11 protein-coding genes are annotated in these 14,547 nt (G+C 73.4%); 6 read left to right on the top strand and 5 right to left on the bottom strand.

The annotated features are described in order from the left end of the window. Nucleotides 1–35 precede the first annotated feature (35 nt). The 4 genes from AC529_RS19685 to AC529_RS19680 all read right to left on the bottom strand — a co-directional run bounded on the left by AC529_RS19685 (nucleotide 36) and on the right by AC529_RS19680 (nucleotide 2,031). Entirely contained in the window at nucleotides 36–284 is a 249-nt protein-coding gene (locus AC529_RS19685; protein WP_083948199.1) for a DUF397 domain-containing protein, read from the bottom strand. A gap of 94 nt (nucleotides 285–378) precedes the next feature. Then, on the bottom strand, nucleotides 379–570 hold the full coding sequence (locus tag AC529_RS13225) for a DUF397 domain-containing protein (RefSeq protein ID WP_068757114.1): 192 nt from the start codon (nucleotides 568–570) through the stop codon (nucleotides 379–381). After that, a complete protein-coding gene (locus AC529_RS13220) occupies nucleotides 567–1,376 on the bottom strand; it encodes a helix-turn-helix domain-containing protein (protein ID WP_068757112.1) in 810 nt (269 codons plus the stop codon). The genes AC529_RS13225 and AC529_RS13220 overlap by 4 nt, the downstream gene beginning before the upstream one ends. Nucleotides 1,377–1,785: 409 nt before the next feature. Then, the gene (locus AC529_RS19680) at nucleotides 1,786–2,031 is read right to left on the bottom strand and encodes a GntR family transcriptional regulator (RefSeq protein ID WP_083948197.1); all 246 of its coding nucleotides are present in this window, start codon (nucleotides 2,029–2,031) and stop codon (nucleotides 1,786–1,788) included. A gap of 224 nt (nucleotides 2,032–2,255) precedes the next feature. Here AC529_RS19680 and AC529_RS13215 point away from each other — a divergent pair, with 224 nt between their 5' ends. The 6 genes from AC529_RS13215 (at nucleotide 2,256) to AC529_RS13190 (ending at nucleotide 12,618) form a co-directional block, all read left to right on the top strand. Then, a complete protein-coding gene (locus tag AC529_RS13215) occupies nucleotides 2,256–2,684 on the top strand; it encodes an ATP-binding protein (RefSeq protein WP_068757110.1) in 429 nt (142 codons plus the stop codon). A gap of 546 nt (nucleotides 2,685–3,230) precedes the next feature. Beyond that, nucleotides 3,231–3,482 carry a hypothetical protein gene (locus AC529_RS13210; RefSeq protein WP_068757108.1) on the top strand — a complete coding sequence of 84 codons (252 nt, stop codon included), beginning with the start codon at nucleotides 3,231–3,233 and terminating at the stop codon, nucleotides 3,480–3,482. Further along, complete coding sequence (locus AC529_RS13205) at nucleotides 3,479–3,805, top strand: hypothetical protein (RefSeq protein WP_016188499.1); 327 nt, start codon at nucleotides 3,479–3,481, stop codon at nucleotides 3,803–3,805. The genes AC529_RS13210 and AC529_RS13205 overlap by 4 nt, the downstream gene beginning before the upstream one ends. A gap of 70 nt (nucleotides 3,806–3,875) precedes the next feature. Continuing rightward, nucleotides 3,876–4,208 (top strand): hypothetical protein, encoded by a 333-nt coding sequence (locus tag AC529_RS13200; protein ID WP_068757106.1) that lies wholly within the window; start codon nucleotides 3,876–3,878, stop codon nucleotides 4,206–4,208. 272 nt (nucleotides 4,209–4,480) lie between these two features. Beyond that, the gene (locus AC529_RS13195) at nucleotides 4,481–7,885 is read left to right on the top strand and encodes a hypothetical protein (RefSeq protein ID WP_068757104.1); all 3,405 of its coding nucleotides are present in this window, start codon (nucleotides 4,481–4,483) and stop codon (nucleotides 7,883–7,885) included. Further along, on the top strand, nucleotides 7,882–12,618 hold the full coding sequence (locus tag AC529_RS13190) for a DEAD/DEAH box helicase (protein ID WP_068757101.1): 4,737 nt from the start codon (nucleotides 7,882–7,884) through the stop codon (nucleotides 12,616–12,618). Before AC529_RS13195 ends, AC529_RS13190 begins: the two co-directional genes overlap by 4 nt. Nucleotides 12,619–12,685: 67 nt before the next feature. Here the strand turns inward: AC529_RS13190 and AC529_RS21180 are convergent, their stop codons facing one another. After that, nucleotides 12,686–14,488, bottom strand: coding sequence for an alpha/beta fold hydrolase (locus tag AC529_RS21180; RefSeq protein WP_068757099.1), 1,803 nt, complete (start codon nucleotides 14,486–14,488; stop codon nucleotides 12,686–12,688). Nucleotides 14,489–14,547 lie beyond the last annotated feature (59 nt).

Raw genomic sequence — 14,547 nt, 5'->3', positions numbered from 1 at the left:
CCGCACCCCAGCCCCACGGGCGCCCTGCCGTCCAGCTACAGCCGGTCGTTCTTGAGACTGGAGAGGAACGCCGTCCACTCGCCCGGGGAGAAGCCCAAGTGGCCGAGGTGACGGTTTTGGGTGTCACGAACCAGGACAGCGGAGGGGGTCTCGGCAACCTCGACGCACTCGCCTCCTGTGTCGTTGCTGTAGCTGGACTTGCGCCAAGAGACGGCAACCTCGACGCAGTTCCCTGCGTTACCGCTGTAGCTGGACTTACGCCAAGTTTCTTCGAGACCACTCACCGGTAGCTCTCCTCACCGCTTCGACGACTAGGCCGCCAGAGTCATGCCCGCAAACGAACGCACCCTGACGGCCAAACCGGTGAGAACCTACTGACTACAACCGCCCCGCCCTCAGGTCAGCCAGGAACGCCACCCACTCAGCCGGAGCGAAGTCCAAGTGGCCGAGGTGACGGTTCTGGGTGTCACGAACCAAGACAGCGGAGGGGGTCTCAGCGACCTCGACGCATTCACCGCCGGTGTCATTGCTGTAGCTGGACTTGCGCCAGTTCAGATCTCGGACGGTCATGAGAATTCTCCTAGGATCTGCTCGATCAGCTTCCGGGAAGCGACTGGGGGCAGTGCGACCCCGAGGAGGTCCCCGAACAGCCGTATGTGGTCATTCACCTTCTCGGTGTCGTCCGTAGCCGTACCCGAGCCTCGTGTCTCCACGTACAGCACGCTTCCCCGGCCAGAGATCTCGTACAGGGTGAACGCATTGGACAGGCCAGGGTGGTGCTCGGTGTCGTAGGGAACCACCTGGATGGAGATGTGCTGTTCGTCGGATGCCTCCAGGAGTCGGGCGAGCTGTCGCTTCATAATCCCACGGCCTCCCAGTGGTCGGCGGAGCACACCTTCGTCAACCACCACCAGTAGTCGCGGGGGTCGGTCCGAAGTGAGAATGGCCTGCCGATCCATTCGGCAGCGTACCAGGTCTTCGATCTCGGCGGGGGTGCTGTGCGGCAGTCCCACGCGCAGCAGTGTGCGCGCGTACTCTTCGGTCTGGAGCAGTCCCGGCACGACCAGCGGATGGTACTGGCGGATCTCGAAGGCCATTCGCTCGCGTTCCGCGCCGTCCTGATACCACTCAGGAAGTCCTGAGTCGGAGGAACGGTCCCAGGCGTCCACGAGCACACCGCCGGTGCCGAGCACCTTGTCGATTCGTTCCAAGTGTTCCCTTTTGATCCCCCGTGCTCCGCGCTCCATGGCACTGAACATGGTGGGCGACAGTGCCACCCTTCGCGCCAACTCTCGTTGCGAGAGTCCTGCTCGTTCCCGGCAGCCTTTGATCTGACGGCCAATTTTGACCCAGCGTCCTTTGACTGTGTGCGCCATACTTCCTCAGTTGAGCACAGAGTGTGCTCCCTCTACCACCGGAATCGACTTTTCTGTGGATTAAAGTCAAAGGAGTAGCGGGGAAATCTAGGTGTTGTCAGGGTGTACATCGAGAGTACAGAGCTGGCCGCGCTTCTGTCTCTCACATGCAAGCGGCCCTGCCCGGTGCTGGCACACCGAACAGGGCCTTAGCCCCCAACCTGGAGAAAGCAGGTCGAGGACTCATGCCCAAGGCTGCTGCCCGCCCCACACCCCCACCTCGCCCGGCTCCCCGAGTACGCGCCCTGCCGGTCTGGTTGCTGTGGCTGGGCTTGAACCAGATGAGGTCAGCCCCACGAGGTCCCCCTTGGGCTTCCCGAGTAGTGCGATCTGTTGTGCGCAAACCGCGAGATGTCCGGGACAGGGCGCGCTAGTCGGACTCTTCCCGAGCTTTGACGTAGCGCCCCTTGCCTCGAAGGGTGATGATCAATCCCTCTTGTTCAAGAATCGACAGCGCTGCACGAACCGTGGGACGGGAGACGTTGAACTCCTCGATCAGGTCTGTTTCGGGTGGAATGCGCCGATTTGGCTGGTACTCGCCGCGAGCAATGCGCTCTCGCAGCACCGCAGCAACCTGATCCCGGAGAAACTCCGGTCCGTCTAGGTCAATCACCATGTGTTCATAGTGGTTGACGTGCGTGTTTATCTGTTGTCACATGAAGTCATGTGACGTCTTGTAACATCGATGGGTAGCTAAAAGCTCCCGCGACCGCGGCAACGGTCCGGGAGCGTGGCCGAGCACTGCAAGGGAGTGCCGACATTGAGAAGCCTATTGGGATGCGGAGGTTGCGGCCACTACCCCGGCGAACCGCTCCACCCTTGGGGACAGGAGGCGGCCCGGTGACGCTCTCGCTCACGTCCTTTCCCGGTACGCCCGACAGCGTGGCCGCCGCCCGCCGGTTCGTCGCCGGGGTGCTGCGGGCCTGCCCGCAGGCCGACGCCACCGAGGAGATGGTGGACCGGGCCGAGCTGATCGTCTCCGAGCTGGCCACCAACGCCATCCGCCACACCCGCTCCGGCGAGCCCGGCCAGACCTTCCGGGTCCACGTGTACACCGACGCGCGCGGCCTGCACGTCCAGGTGCACACCCTGGCCCCGCGCCACGGGCACTCCGTGCCCCGGGCCGTTTCCTGCCGGGACCCGTGGGCCGAGCACGGCCGCGGCCTGCTGCTGGTCGACCGGCTGGCCACCGCGTGGGGCACCCTGGCCCCCTGGTCCGAGGGCGTCTACTTCCACCTGGCCCGCGACGGCCTGCGGCCCGCACCCTGACCGCAGGGCCGCCGACGGCCATGCCCCCAGGGCCATGCCCGGCCGCCGTGACGGCACTGGGGGCATGGCCGACGCGCTGTCGGCGGCCTGCCCGGACCTGCGGGCCAGGGCCGCTCCTTCCCCGGCCCCGGCCCGCAGCCCACCCGCACGCACCAACCCCTCCCGCACCCCCGGGGGCGGTCAAGGCTGCCGGGCCTTCCGGCCGAAGCAGACCGAGGCGGCGGAATCCCACACCAGCCCCGCACCCACCGGGGCCAAGGCAGGCAAGCGGCCGGTCGGCTTCGGCCGGAAGGCCCGGCAGCCTCCAGGACCGCTCTCCTGCCGGAGGGGTCGTCCCCGCAGCGCTGGACCCTCCGGGGGGTTGCCCCCCGGGGGCCGCCCCTCACACGGCACCCGATCCGCACTCACTCACCCGCAGCGCTGCCCTCGGGCTGTCCCCCGGCCAGCCCGCCCCTCGCAGCGCCCGACCCGCACTCACCTGTCCGCCGCGCTGACCGCAGGGGACCACCCCCTGCGCGGCGCCCGACCAGTGGAGAAACCGCACCCATGGACCACGACACCACCCCCTCCGGCGAGGGGTTCGTGACCCTGTACGCCGGGCCGCTGGACGGCCTGGTGCTCACCGCCGCCCACCTGGACCGCATGGCCCAGGACCACGGCAGCGAACGCTACTGCCTGCTGACCAACCGCGGCGTCACCGGCCTCTACCAGGAGGTCGACGGCCGCTGGGTCTACGCCACCCCGCACCTGCCGGCCGCCCCCGACCAGTCCACCGACCAGCCCGAGGAGCCCGCATGACCCCCACCCCCAAGACCCCGGACGGGCAGGAGACCGACGAGGTCTACCGGGTGCGCGGCCAGCGGGTCTGGCGCGACGGCGCCGAGCTGTCCACCCGCCGCATCGAGGCCCTGGCCGCCCGCCTGGCCGCCGTGGCCCGCGCCCGCCGCGAGGCCGAACTGCGCGCCGCCTACCCCGTCGGCACCCGGGTGTGGCTGAGAGGCGACCCGACGCCCCGCACCGTCACCGGCTACACCGACTCCCCGGGCCTTCCGCCCTCGCTGCGCCTGTCCGGCCACACCATCGCCCGCCCTCGCCAGGTCACCCGCAACCCCCCGACCTGACCCGGGCACACCACGACCTTCTTTCCGCCCGACGGCCGCCCGGCCGTCCCGACCCCCACGGAGCCGCACCATGCCCGTGTCCGTTCCGCCGTCGCCGCCGCCCCGCCCCCGGATGCGCCCGCCGCGCCCCTGGGTGCCCGACGACCCGCCCGAGACCGTGCTGCCCGCCTGGATGTACGCCTGCCGGGAGCCGCACCCGCCGCACCGCGTGGTCCGCCCCGACGCTCCCCCGCAGTCGGAGCCGGTCCGGCCGCGGCGGTCCCGCGGCCGGCACGCCCGGCACCGGCGTGTCCGAGAGTGCTCTGCAGAGCAGCGGGAGCTGATCGTGCTGGCCGCGCTGCTCGGCGCGCTCCTCGGCGGGTACGCCTGCCTCGCCGTGACCGTCTCCGTCTGCCCCCTGTGAACAGGGGCGGGGAGCGGAGAGTACGCCGCCGGGCCGGGACGCCCTCCCGGCCCGGCGGTGTTCTTCCTCCGCGACCTCGGAGAACCGGACACGGCGGCACGTTCCAGCCGGTCCGTGTACACCGAGCGCCAAACAACAACAGACGGAGCAGAAGGGGATTGACATAGTTTTCGTACATCATCTAAGTTCGCAGCAACGGAACGCCCCCTCCGCAACTCCCCCGTTCCGGCCCCGCCCCCGCTCGCGTCCGCCCCCCGCGTGTTGGAGCCCCCATGCCCTCCCCTGACCGAAAGCCCCGCCAGGTCACCCCCACCGAACTGCTCGACATCCGCGAAGCCGAGTGGCGGCCCCGCCTGGAGTCGCGCTCCCTCGTCAGCGAGGCCGTGCTGCCCCAGAAACACCTGGACCAGGCCGCGGTCGCGCTCGGCCGCCTCTTCACCAGGGCCCTGGACCGGGGACGCGCCCCCAACCTGTCCCGCTGGCCCGCCTGCATGGCCGCCGTCACCGCGGGCGTCGCCACCGCCCGCTACTCCCACGGCGCGTTCTGGCCCGCCCTGTGGGAGACCGCCCAGGTGCCCGCGCCCCGGCAGGACTACGCCGCCTGGGGCCGGGCCTTCCTGGACGCCCTGCACGACCTCGGCCTGGACGCCTTCCCCGACGAGCACCTGCCCTACGTCACGCCGATCCTCATGCACGCGGGCATCCCCACCTACTGCCTGCGCGACGTGTTCGCGCTGCTGCTGGAGCGCAGCGCACGCACCCCCGGACTGGACGCGCCCGCCTTCCACCACTGGGCCGTGTCCGGGCGGCACCGCCTCAACAGCCTCGACGTGCCCGCGCGCCGGTTCATCGCCCAGGGCGGCGACTACGCCCTGGAGGTCGTCGACCGCTGCCTTGACCTGCTCGACCGGCTCCGCGACGACCCCGACACCGACTGCCGCTCCGTGGGCCTGCCCGCGCGCTTCCTCGCCCCCGCCCGCGAGGCCCTGGAACAGGCCGCCGCCAGGGGCGTGGCCCCCGCCCGCCGCGCCGGCGGCCCCCGGCGGCAGCAGCCCGCCCGGCCCCGGCTGCGCCTCGACCCCCACGCGCACGGCGTCCACGTCGTCCTGCCCGTCATCGGCGACAGCGACGACCAGATCGTGCGCTGGCACATCACCACCGACCACGGGACCCACCAGGTGCGCGGCCACGGCCGGTGGGCCGCCGCCACGGGCGCCGCCTCCCCCACCCTGTTCCCGCTGCCCGAGCCCAGCCGCACCGTGCGCGTGACCCTCGGCGACACCGGGTTCACCGAGCTCCTGCCGCTGGTCGACCCCGAGGACCCGCTGCTCGTCTTCACCGACGACGGCGACCTGCTCGACCCGCGGCTCGCCCTGCCGCCCGGCCGCCTGTGGCTGCTGCACCCCGCCGACCGCGCGCTGCTGCGCCCCGACGGCGGCACCGACGAGGACGTGCCCGGCGACACCCCCTACGGGTGGGAGGGGTGGACGCTGCTGCGGGTGACCCTGCGCCGCGGCGACCGGATCGGCCTGGAGGGCTGCCCCGAACGCCCCGTGCACGGCCGCGCCCGCCCCCACCTCGACCAGTCCGCCCCCGTGCGGGGCGTGACCACCGCGGCGGGCTCGCCCGTCCACGCCGACCTGCCCGTCGTGGTGCTGCCCGAGGCCGAGGGCGAGGCCGTGGACTGGCGGATCGACGTGCTGCACGCCGACACCGGGAAGCTGCTGGCCGGCACCACCGGCCGCAGCGGGCAGCGCGTCAGCCCGCTGGAGGGCCTGCCCCGCCCCGTGCTCGGCTCGTTCCTGCTCACCGTGCGCGGCCCCCTCGGCCGCGGGCTGCGCCGCCACCTCACCGTCGCCGAAGGGCTCGCCGTCCGCTACGACCCCGCCTTCCGGGCACTCGCCCCCGCCGGGCTGGAACCGGCCGACGCCGTCCTGTCCGGCCCCGACGGGATGGACGTCGAACCGGAGGCGCAGCGGCTCGGGTTCGGCGAGGCCGTGCTGGCGGCGCAACTGCGCACCGCCGCCGCCGAGCTGGCCGTCGCCGTCCGCCCGCCCCACCTGGCCGTGCTGTGCACCGGCGACCCCAGCCCCCAGTGGCGCCCCCAGCCGCTGCGGCTGGCCACCGAGACCGTGACCGAGATCGGCGACCTGCTGCTGCGCCTCCCCGAGGGCGAGGAGGGCGGGGAGCTGCCCGGGCCGCTGACCGTGCTCTCCGGCGAGGAGCCGGTGCAGCGGGTCGAACCCGCCGCCTACCGGGGCGGTGCCACCGTCCGCTACCCGATCGCCCAGATCGGCGACACCGCCGCCGTCCACCGGCACCTGCGGATCGTCGCCCCCTACCGGGGCCGGGTCCTGCCCGTCGCCGTGGTCAGCCCGCGCCGCCTGGCCACCGGGGCGCACCAGGAGGACGGCGCCGTCGTCCTGGCGGACTTCCCCGGCCTGCCCGGAATCGACGCCGCCCTCTACCCGCACCGGGCGCCGTGGCGGACGCCCCGGGTCGTGCCGGTGTCCGAGGACGGCCGGGTCGAACTGCCCGAGGACCTGCGCGACGGCGGCCCGCTGGAGGTGCTGCTGGCCGTGGACGACCCGTGGTCGGCGGCGGAGTGGCCCGACTGGCCCGACCGGCGCGACGCCAACCGGCTCACCTGCCCCGCGCCCGGCGTCCCCGCCTCCGACGACCCCGACGAGGAACTGCTCTCCCGGGTCCTCGCCGGAGAGGCCGACGCCGCCCGGCTGCGCGTCACCGACGAGACCGCGGCCCGGCTGTGGCGGGTCGTGGGCCTGGCCGACCGGCTCACCGCCGTCGGCGTGGACCCCGCCGCCGTCGACGCCTGCGCCCGCGTCCTCGGCGAACACCCCGTCACCGCGCTGCTCGCCCACGGCTCCGCCGGGCTGGCCCCCGCCGACAGCGTCCGCGCCCTCATCGCCAGCGGCCTGGCCGCCGCACCCCAGCACGACAGAGTCACCGTGGACGAGGCGGTCCGGCTGTGGCAGCGGCTGCCCGCCGCGGCCGCCCTGGCCACCAGCGACCTGCTGCCCCGCATCCCCACCGACCCAGCCCGGCAGCCGCCCGAGCACGCCGAACTGCTGGAGGAGCTGGAGCACAGTTGCGGGACCGCCGCCGCGGAGCTGCTGGCGGGCCGGGACGACCCGCACGCCCGCGTCGGCCGCTTCGGCGCCTCCGCCGAACACCTCGCCCGCATGCCCGAGGCGCAGTTCAGGGCCGTGTGGCGGGCCGCCCGGGTGATGCCCCGGGCGCTGCTGGACGCCGACAGCCGCTCCCAGGCCGTCCTCGACCTGTTCAAAGTGCGCAACAGCACCGCGCTGCACGGGGTGCGCTCCCAGGCGGCCACCGTCCTGAAGCTGACCGCCGCGGTGTGCGACCGGCTCCCCGACGCCTACCGGACGGCGGCACGCGCCCTGATCGACAGCCGCCGCCCCGACCGACCCGGGTCCTGGCGCGACCTGCCCGCCCTGTCCGTCGCGCTGGCCGCCGCCGCCCGCCTGGCCGCCCGGAACGTGGACGACTGCCGACGGCTGGTGGACCGCTACCAGCGGGAGTGGGCGGAACTGGCCGCCGCGGCCCCCGACCTCGCCGCCGTCGACCTCGTCCTCGCCGAACTCACCCTCGCCGGAATCGAACGCGCCCGACTGTTCAAGGAGCCGACCGCGTGACCACCACCCTGGACCCCCTCGGCGTCAGCGCCCTGATCAGCGACAGCTACCGCCGCTACCTGCGCTCCCTGCTGCCGCTGCGCGACCGCGGACTCGCCGACGCCCTGGACCGGCAGATCCGCACCAGCCCGCTGCTGACCAAGGGGCCGCTGCTGGAGGCCACCCCGCCCTACCGGACCGGCGCCACCCCGCGCCAACTGGTCGCCGAAGGCGTGCTGTCGCCCTCCTTCGCCGCGCCCGGCGGCCCCGCGATCCACCTGGACCGGCCCCTCTACCTGCACCAGGAGCAGGCGATCCGCAAGGCCCGCGCCGGACGCGACCTGGTGGTGGCCACCGGCACCGGGTCGGGCAAGACCGAGAGCTTCCTGCTGCCCGTCCTCAACGAGCTGGAGGAGCAGCACCGGCGCGGCGAGCTCGGGCCGGGCGTGCGGGCGCTGCTGCTGTACCCGATGAACGCGCTCGCCAACGACCAGCTCAAACGGCTGCGGGAACTGCTCTCCGGCAGCCCGCACATCACCTTCGGCCGCTACACCGGCGAGACCAAGGAGAGCGAGCGGGATGCCCGGGAACTCTTCCGTACCCTGCACCGACGCGACCCGCTGCCCAACGAGCTCATCAGCCGCGAGCAGATGCAGCGCAGGCCGCCGCACCTGCTGCTCACCAACTACGCGATGCTGGAGTACCTGCTGCTGCGCCCCGACGACCTCGACCTGTTCGAGGGCGAGCACGCCGGGCACTGGCGGTTCGTCGCCCTGGACGAGGCGCACGTCTACGACGGGGCCAAAGCCGCCGAACTGGCGATGCTGCTGCGCCGCCTGCGCGACCGGGTCGCCCCCGGCCGCCGCCTGCAGTACATCGCCACCAGCGCCACCGTCGGCGACGACCCGAAGAAGGTCACGGAGTTCGCGTCCCGGCTGTTCTTCAAGTCGGACTTCGAGTGGGACGCGACCGACCCCGACCGGCAGGGCCTGGTGACCGCCACCCACCGCACCGATCCTCCGGGGCAACCGTGGGGGCCGCTGTCGGCCGCCGACTACGCGGCGATCGGCAACGCCGCCGCCCCGGAGACCGAGCTCCGTGCCGCGGCCCGGCGGCACGGCGTCCCCGACGGCGGCGCCTACCGGCTGCTCGCCACCGAACAGCGCATGCGCACGCTGCGCACCCTGCTCGCCGACGGCGGCCCGCAGCCGCTGGAGGACCTGGCCGCGCGAATCTTCACCGAAGAGGACGACGGCGCGGTACAGCCCGCCGCGCTGGCCGCCATGGTCGCCCTGGGCAGCCGGGTGCGCGACCCCGACGGCAGCCCACTGCTCTCCGCGCGCTACCACCTGTTCACCCGCGCCACCGAGGGCGCGTTCACCTGCCTGTCCGAGAAGGGGCCGCACGTCTGGCTCTCCCGCCACGAGCACTGCCCCGACTGCCACGCGCCCGCCTTCGAGCTCGCCGCCTGCAAACGCTGCGGCGACACCTACCTGGTGGGCACCACGGCGGCTGAGGACGGCGCGGTCCGCTTCCTGCCCCAGCGCCGCACCCAGGACCAGATCCTGTGGCTGCACCTGGGCAACACCCCGATCACCGTCGACGAGGATGACGACACCCTGGAGGAGCCCGCCGCACAGCCCACCGCAAAGGGCAACCACCTGTGCGTCGGCTGCGGCGCGCTCGGCACCGCGGCGCGCGCCTGCCTGCCCGGCTGTCCGGGCCGCGCCGCGCGCGCGGTGCAGGAGCTGCGTAGCAACAACGGCCGCCCCAGCGGCTGCCTGTCGTGCGGGGCACGCGGCCCTGACACGGTGCGCCGCCTGGAGAGCGGCAACGAGGCCGCGGCGGCCGTGGTGGCGACCGCGCTCTACCAGGCGCTGCCCGAGGACCCCGACGCCCAGCGCGCCGACCGCCCCGGCGGGGGCCGCAAACTCCTCACGTTCAGCGACAGCCGCCAGGCCGCCGCGTTCTTCGCGCCCTACCTGGAGCACAGCTACTCGCTGCTGCAGCAGCGGCGGCTCATCCTCGAAGGGCTGGAGCACGGCTACGTCCCCGACGACGACTTCTGGGTCGACGACCTGATCGGCCACACCGCGCAGCGGGCCGCGCGCGCCGGGAACTTCGAGCGGCGCGTCTCCCGCCAGCGCCGGGAGCACGCCGCCGGCCTGTGGGTGATGCGGGAGCTCGTCGCCACCGACGACCGGCAGTCCCTGGAGGGGCGCGGCCTGCTGCACGTCCGCATGGAACGCCCCGAGGGCACGCGGCTGCCCCCGGCGCTGCCCCGAGAGCTCGGCCTGGACGAGGACGAGGTGTGGGACCTGCTCGGCGAACTCGTGCGCAGCCTGCGCCAGCAGGGCGCGCTGACCATGCCCGAGAGGGTGGCCCCCGACGACGAGGCGTTCGCGCCCCGCCGTGGACCGATCTACGTACGTCTCAGCGGCCCCGACCGCAAGCGCAAAGTCATCTCCTGGCTGCCCGGCCAGGGGAACAACCGCCGTCTCAACTACCTGGACAGGCTGCTCGGCAGAATGGACCCCACGCTCGACGCCACCGAGCGGAAACACCGCGGCGAGAAGATCCTGCGCGGAGTGTGGCAACTGCTCACCGACGCGGCCCACCACCGCGACTCGGAAAGCTGGCTGGTCCCCGTCTCCGACCGTTCCCTCGGCGTGCTCTGGCAGGTCGACCACACTTTCCTGTCACTGAGTCCGGTCACGCCTGCCACCCGGCTCTACCAGTGCGACAGTTGCCGCCGCCTGCACCCGGTGTCGGTGCGCGGGGTGTGCCCCACCCTCAACTGCCCGGGCACGCTCCACCCGTTCACGCCGCCCGCCCCCGAGGAGGACGACGACCACTACCGGCGCCTCTACCGCAGCCTCAACCCGGTGGTGCTGCACGCCAGGGAGCACACCGCGCAGTGGTCCACCGAGGAAGCCTCCCGCGTCCAGGAGAACTTCATCGAGGGCCAAGTCAACGTGCTGTCCTGCTCCACCACCTTCGAACTCGGCGTGGACGTGGGCGAACTCCAGGCGGTGCTGCTGCGCAACATGCCGCCCACCACCGCCAACTACGTGCAGCGCGCCGGACGCGCCGGACGGCGCACCGACTCGGCCGCCCTGGTGGTCACGTACGCCCAGCGCCGCTCCCACGACCTGTCCCGCTACCAGGAGCCCGAGCAGATGATCGCCGGACAGGTGCGCGCTCCCTACGTGCCGCTGGACAACGAGCGTATCGCCCGCCGCCACGCCCACTCGGTGGCGCTGGCCGCGTTCTTCCGGCACTGGCACCGCGCCACCGGGGAGACCTCCTCCACGGACCGCGATTCCCGGGAGATCTGGCGCACCGTCGGCGCGTTCTTCCTGCCCGGCGACGACGGCTCCCCCGCGCCGGTCACCCGGGTCCCCGCCTTCCTCACCCCGGTCCCCGAGGAGATCAGCGCGGCGCTGCGGCGCATCCTTCCCGATCGGATAGCTGGCGAGCTCGGCGTGGACGACGGCCGGTGGGCCGCGAAGCTGTGCCAGCGCCTGGAGAAGCTTCACGAAGAGGTCGCCGAGGACGTGGCCTACTTCGAGCGCCGCCGCCAGGAAGCCTCCGAGCAACGCCAGTACCGCAAGGCCGAACACTTCGAGAGAACCATCAACACCATCAAGCACCGCTCCCTGATCGGCTTCCTGGCCACCCGCAACGTGCTCCCCAAGTACGGCTTCCCGGTGGACACCGTGGAGCTGCGCACCAGCCACGCCGAGGACTCGGTGGGCAGGCACCTGGAACTGTCCCGCGACCTCACCTCCGCGATCTACGAGTACGCGCCGGGCAGCGAGGTCGTCGCGGGCGGCAGGAAGTGGACGTCGCGCGGCGTGTACCTGCTGCCCAAGCGAAGGCTGCCCCTCTCCTACTACCGGGTGTGCGACAACTGCAGGTACTACGAGGAGGACAAGGCTCCCCTCCCCCCGGTCTGCTCGTCCTGCGGGGAAGAACCGGCCAAGAACTCCCGCACCCCTGCCAGGTACTGCGTTCCGGAGTTCGGTTTCGTGGCCGATCCCCAAACCGCTGCGGCCGGCCTGGTCCCCCCGCAGCGCTCCTGGCACGGCACCACCCACGTGCTGCGCCTGGCCGCCGAGCTAACCACACAGCGTAGCTATTCATATCCGGGAGGCGAGATGCTCTGCCGGGCGGGAAGCCGCGGCCAACTGGTGGCGCTCTCCGAAGGGCCGGGCGGTCAGGGATTCTGGATCTGTGAGCAGTGCGGCTGGGGCGACCGCTTCGCCTCGCGCAAACCCAGCAAGCATTCCTCCCCGCTACGGGACCGCACCTGCGCCGGACCGCTGAAGCGCCTCGCGCTCGCCCACCAGTACGAGACCGACCTCGTGGACATCACCTTCACCGGCAGCTTCCAGCTCGACCGCGACGACATCTCGCCCGAGACCCGCTACTCGCTGCTGTACGCGCTGTTGGAGGGGGCCTCGGCCGCGCTGGAGATCAGTCGCGACGACATCGACGGCACCCTGTACCACCGCCGCGAGCGCGGCACCAGCCTGGTGCTGTTCGACACGGTGCCCGGCGGTGCGGGCGGGGGCACCCGGATCACCGAGCACTTCTCCGAGGTGCTGCTGGCGGCGGTGAAGCGGCTGGAGAACTGCGACTGCGGCGAGGAGACGTCCTGCTACGGCTGCCTGCGCACCTACCGCAACCAGACCCGGCACGAGCTGCTGGTGCGCGGCAAGGCCCTGGAGGCGCTGCGCCTGCTCGTCTGAGGCGCCGAGCCGCCCGGCGTCCCGCGGGCGGAGGCCGCCCCGCGGGACGCCGTCGCTCCGCCGCCGGTCAGGCCGCCGCGCGCGCCTCCGCGGCGGCGCGCGTGATCTGCTCGGCGACCGCCTGCGCCGCGGTGAGCTGGGGGTAGTGCCCGGCTGCGGGGACCGTGACCACGGGGACGTCCAGCCCGGAGGCGTCCACCGGGTCGTGCTCCCCCACCACGAGGGTGACCGGGACCGGGCAGGCGGCGAGCAGGTTGCGCAGCGCGGCGCGCTCCGCCGGACGGCGGGCGGCGGCCAGGTGCGCCGCGGCGCGTGCCGCGGCGCCGGAGCGGCGCAGGTTCAGCGCCGCGCTGGCCACGGCCCGGTGCCCGGCGGCCTCCTCGCCCAGCCCGGTGAACGCGGCGAGCCGCCCGGGTGTCATGCGCGCCAGCGCCCTGCGGGCCAGGGGCCGTATCCGCAGGAGCGGGGAGGCGTGCGGCTGGAGGAACGCCGGGGCCACCAGTACGAGCGCGGCGACCCGGTCGGGGTGGGCGTGGGCGTGGCGCAGTGCCGGGGCGCACCCCGCCGAGTGCCCCACCAGGACCGGCCGGGTCGCCGCCGGGGCGAGCAGCTCGGCCAGCCACACCTCGGCGGGCACGCGCGCGGGCGCCGAGCGGCCCAGCCCGGGGAGGTCGGGCACCAGGGTGCTCCCGTCGAGCCGGTCGGCCACGTCCTGCCAGGACTCCCCGTCCAGGGGCAGTCCGTGCAGCAGCACGTAGTCGGGCGCGGCCCGCTCCCCCACCAGGTAGGTGCGGCTCCCGGCGACCGGGTGCAGCCCTCCGGGGCGGCCCGGGGGCAGCGCGCCGAAGCCGTCGGCGACGAGCCGGTCCGCCCACCGGGACAGGGCGTCGCGCACCGGCGGGTGCCGCAGACCCGCCGTGCGGGCCAGGGCGTGGGCGGAGGCGGTGTCGTAGCGGTCGGCGGCCAGGAAGGGCAGGGTCTCGGGTTCGACGCGGGTCACCGCGCGGGGCAGGCGGCGCAGCAGCGCGGTCGGGACGCTGCGGCGCGGCGCGGGCACGCCCAGGTGGTCGGCGAGGTGGGCGACGAGTTCGGGCAGGTTGGGGGTGGTCTCGTCGAGCACCCAGTGGGCGCGCACGCCCCCGGTGTCGCGGCCGGGCACCTCGGCGAGGAAGCGGGCGAGGTGGTCGACGGCCACCACCGGCACGAAGGTCGCCTCCCCGCCGGGCAGCAGCCGCAGCCTGCCCTGCCACAGGGTCCGGACGGTCTCGGCCAGGCCGAGGTACTGTCCGGCCTCCCCGGTGGCGGAGTGGCCGATGACCGTGCTGGGGTTGACGATGCTCAGCGGCAGGCCGTCCCGTTCGGCGAGGGCGCGGACCGTCGCGTCGGCCTCGACCTTGGACGCCTCGTAGGCGCCGGCCTTGCGGTAGAGGCGGGCGATCCCGGCCGGGTCCCCGGGGTGTGCCGCCACCCGGTAGCCGGTGATGTGGACCACGCGCCGCAGGCCGGACAGCCCGGCCGCCCAGGCGAGCACGTTGCGTGCGCCGTCGACGTTGACGGCCCGCGCCTCCTGGCGGGCCAGGCCGAAGCGGAACAGCGAGGCGCAGTTGTGGACGTCGCGCACCTGCGCCAGGTGGCGCGCGGCGGCGCCGTCGAGGTCGAGGCCGGGGCGGGTGATGTCGACGTGGACGACGCTGAGGCGGTCCACGGGGGCGTCGTGGGCGCGCAGCCAGTCGCGCAGGTACGGCTCGCGGTCCGGGCCGCCGCGTACCCCGGCTGCGACGCTGTGGCCACGCCGCAGCAGTTCGGCGAGCAGCCAGCGGCCGATGAACCCGGTCGCGCCGAGCACGAGGCTGTCGGGGGGTGGGGACATGCTTCCTCCTCGGTAGACCGATCTACATATTCTGTGGTGACGAACAGCCGGGACCGGAC

The organism is Thermobifida cellulosilytica TB100, from assembly GCF_001517975.1.
In the GTDB taxonomy this organism is placed as follows: Bacteria; Actinomycetota; Actinomycetes; order Streptosporangiales; family Streptosporangiaceae; genus Thermobifida; species Thermobifida cellulosilytica.
The sequence above is the reverse complement of the archived record's forward strand: the minus strand, read 5'-3'. Positions and strand labels throughout refer to the sequence as shown.

Coding starts and splice junctions, on each gene's coding strand:
- AC529_RS13225 (WP_068757114.1), bottom strand. CDS start 570: ATGACCGTCCGAGATCTGAACTGGCGCAAGTCCAGCTACAGCAATGAC.
- AC529_RS13210 (WP_068757108.1), top strand. CDS start 3,231: ATGGACCACGACACCACCCCCTCCGGCGAGGGGTTCGTGACCCTGTAC.
- AC529_RS13205 (WP_016188499.1), top strand. CDS start 3,479: ATGACCCCCACCCCCAAGACCCCGGACGGGCAGGAGACCGACGAGGTC.
- AC529_RS13220 (WP_068757112.1), bottom strand. CDS start 1,376: ATGGCGCACACAGTCAAAGGACGCTGGGTCAAAATTGGCCGTCAGATC.
- AC529_RS13200 (WP_068757106.1), top strand. CDS start 3,876: ATGCCCGTGTCCGTTCCGCCGTCGCCGCCGCCCCGCCCCCGGATGCGC.
- AC529_RS21180 (WP_068757099.1), bottom strand. CDS start 14,488: ATGTCCCCACCCCCCGACAGCCTCGTGCTCGGCGCGACCGGGTTCATC.
- AC529_RS19680 (WP_083948197.1), bottom strand. CDS start 2,031: ATGGTGATTGACCTAGACGGACCGGAGTTTCTCCGGGATCAGGTTGCT.
- AC529_RS13195 (WP_068757104.1), top strand. CDS start 4,481: ATGCCCTCCCCTGACCGAAAGCCCCGCCAGGTCACCCCCACCGAACTG.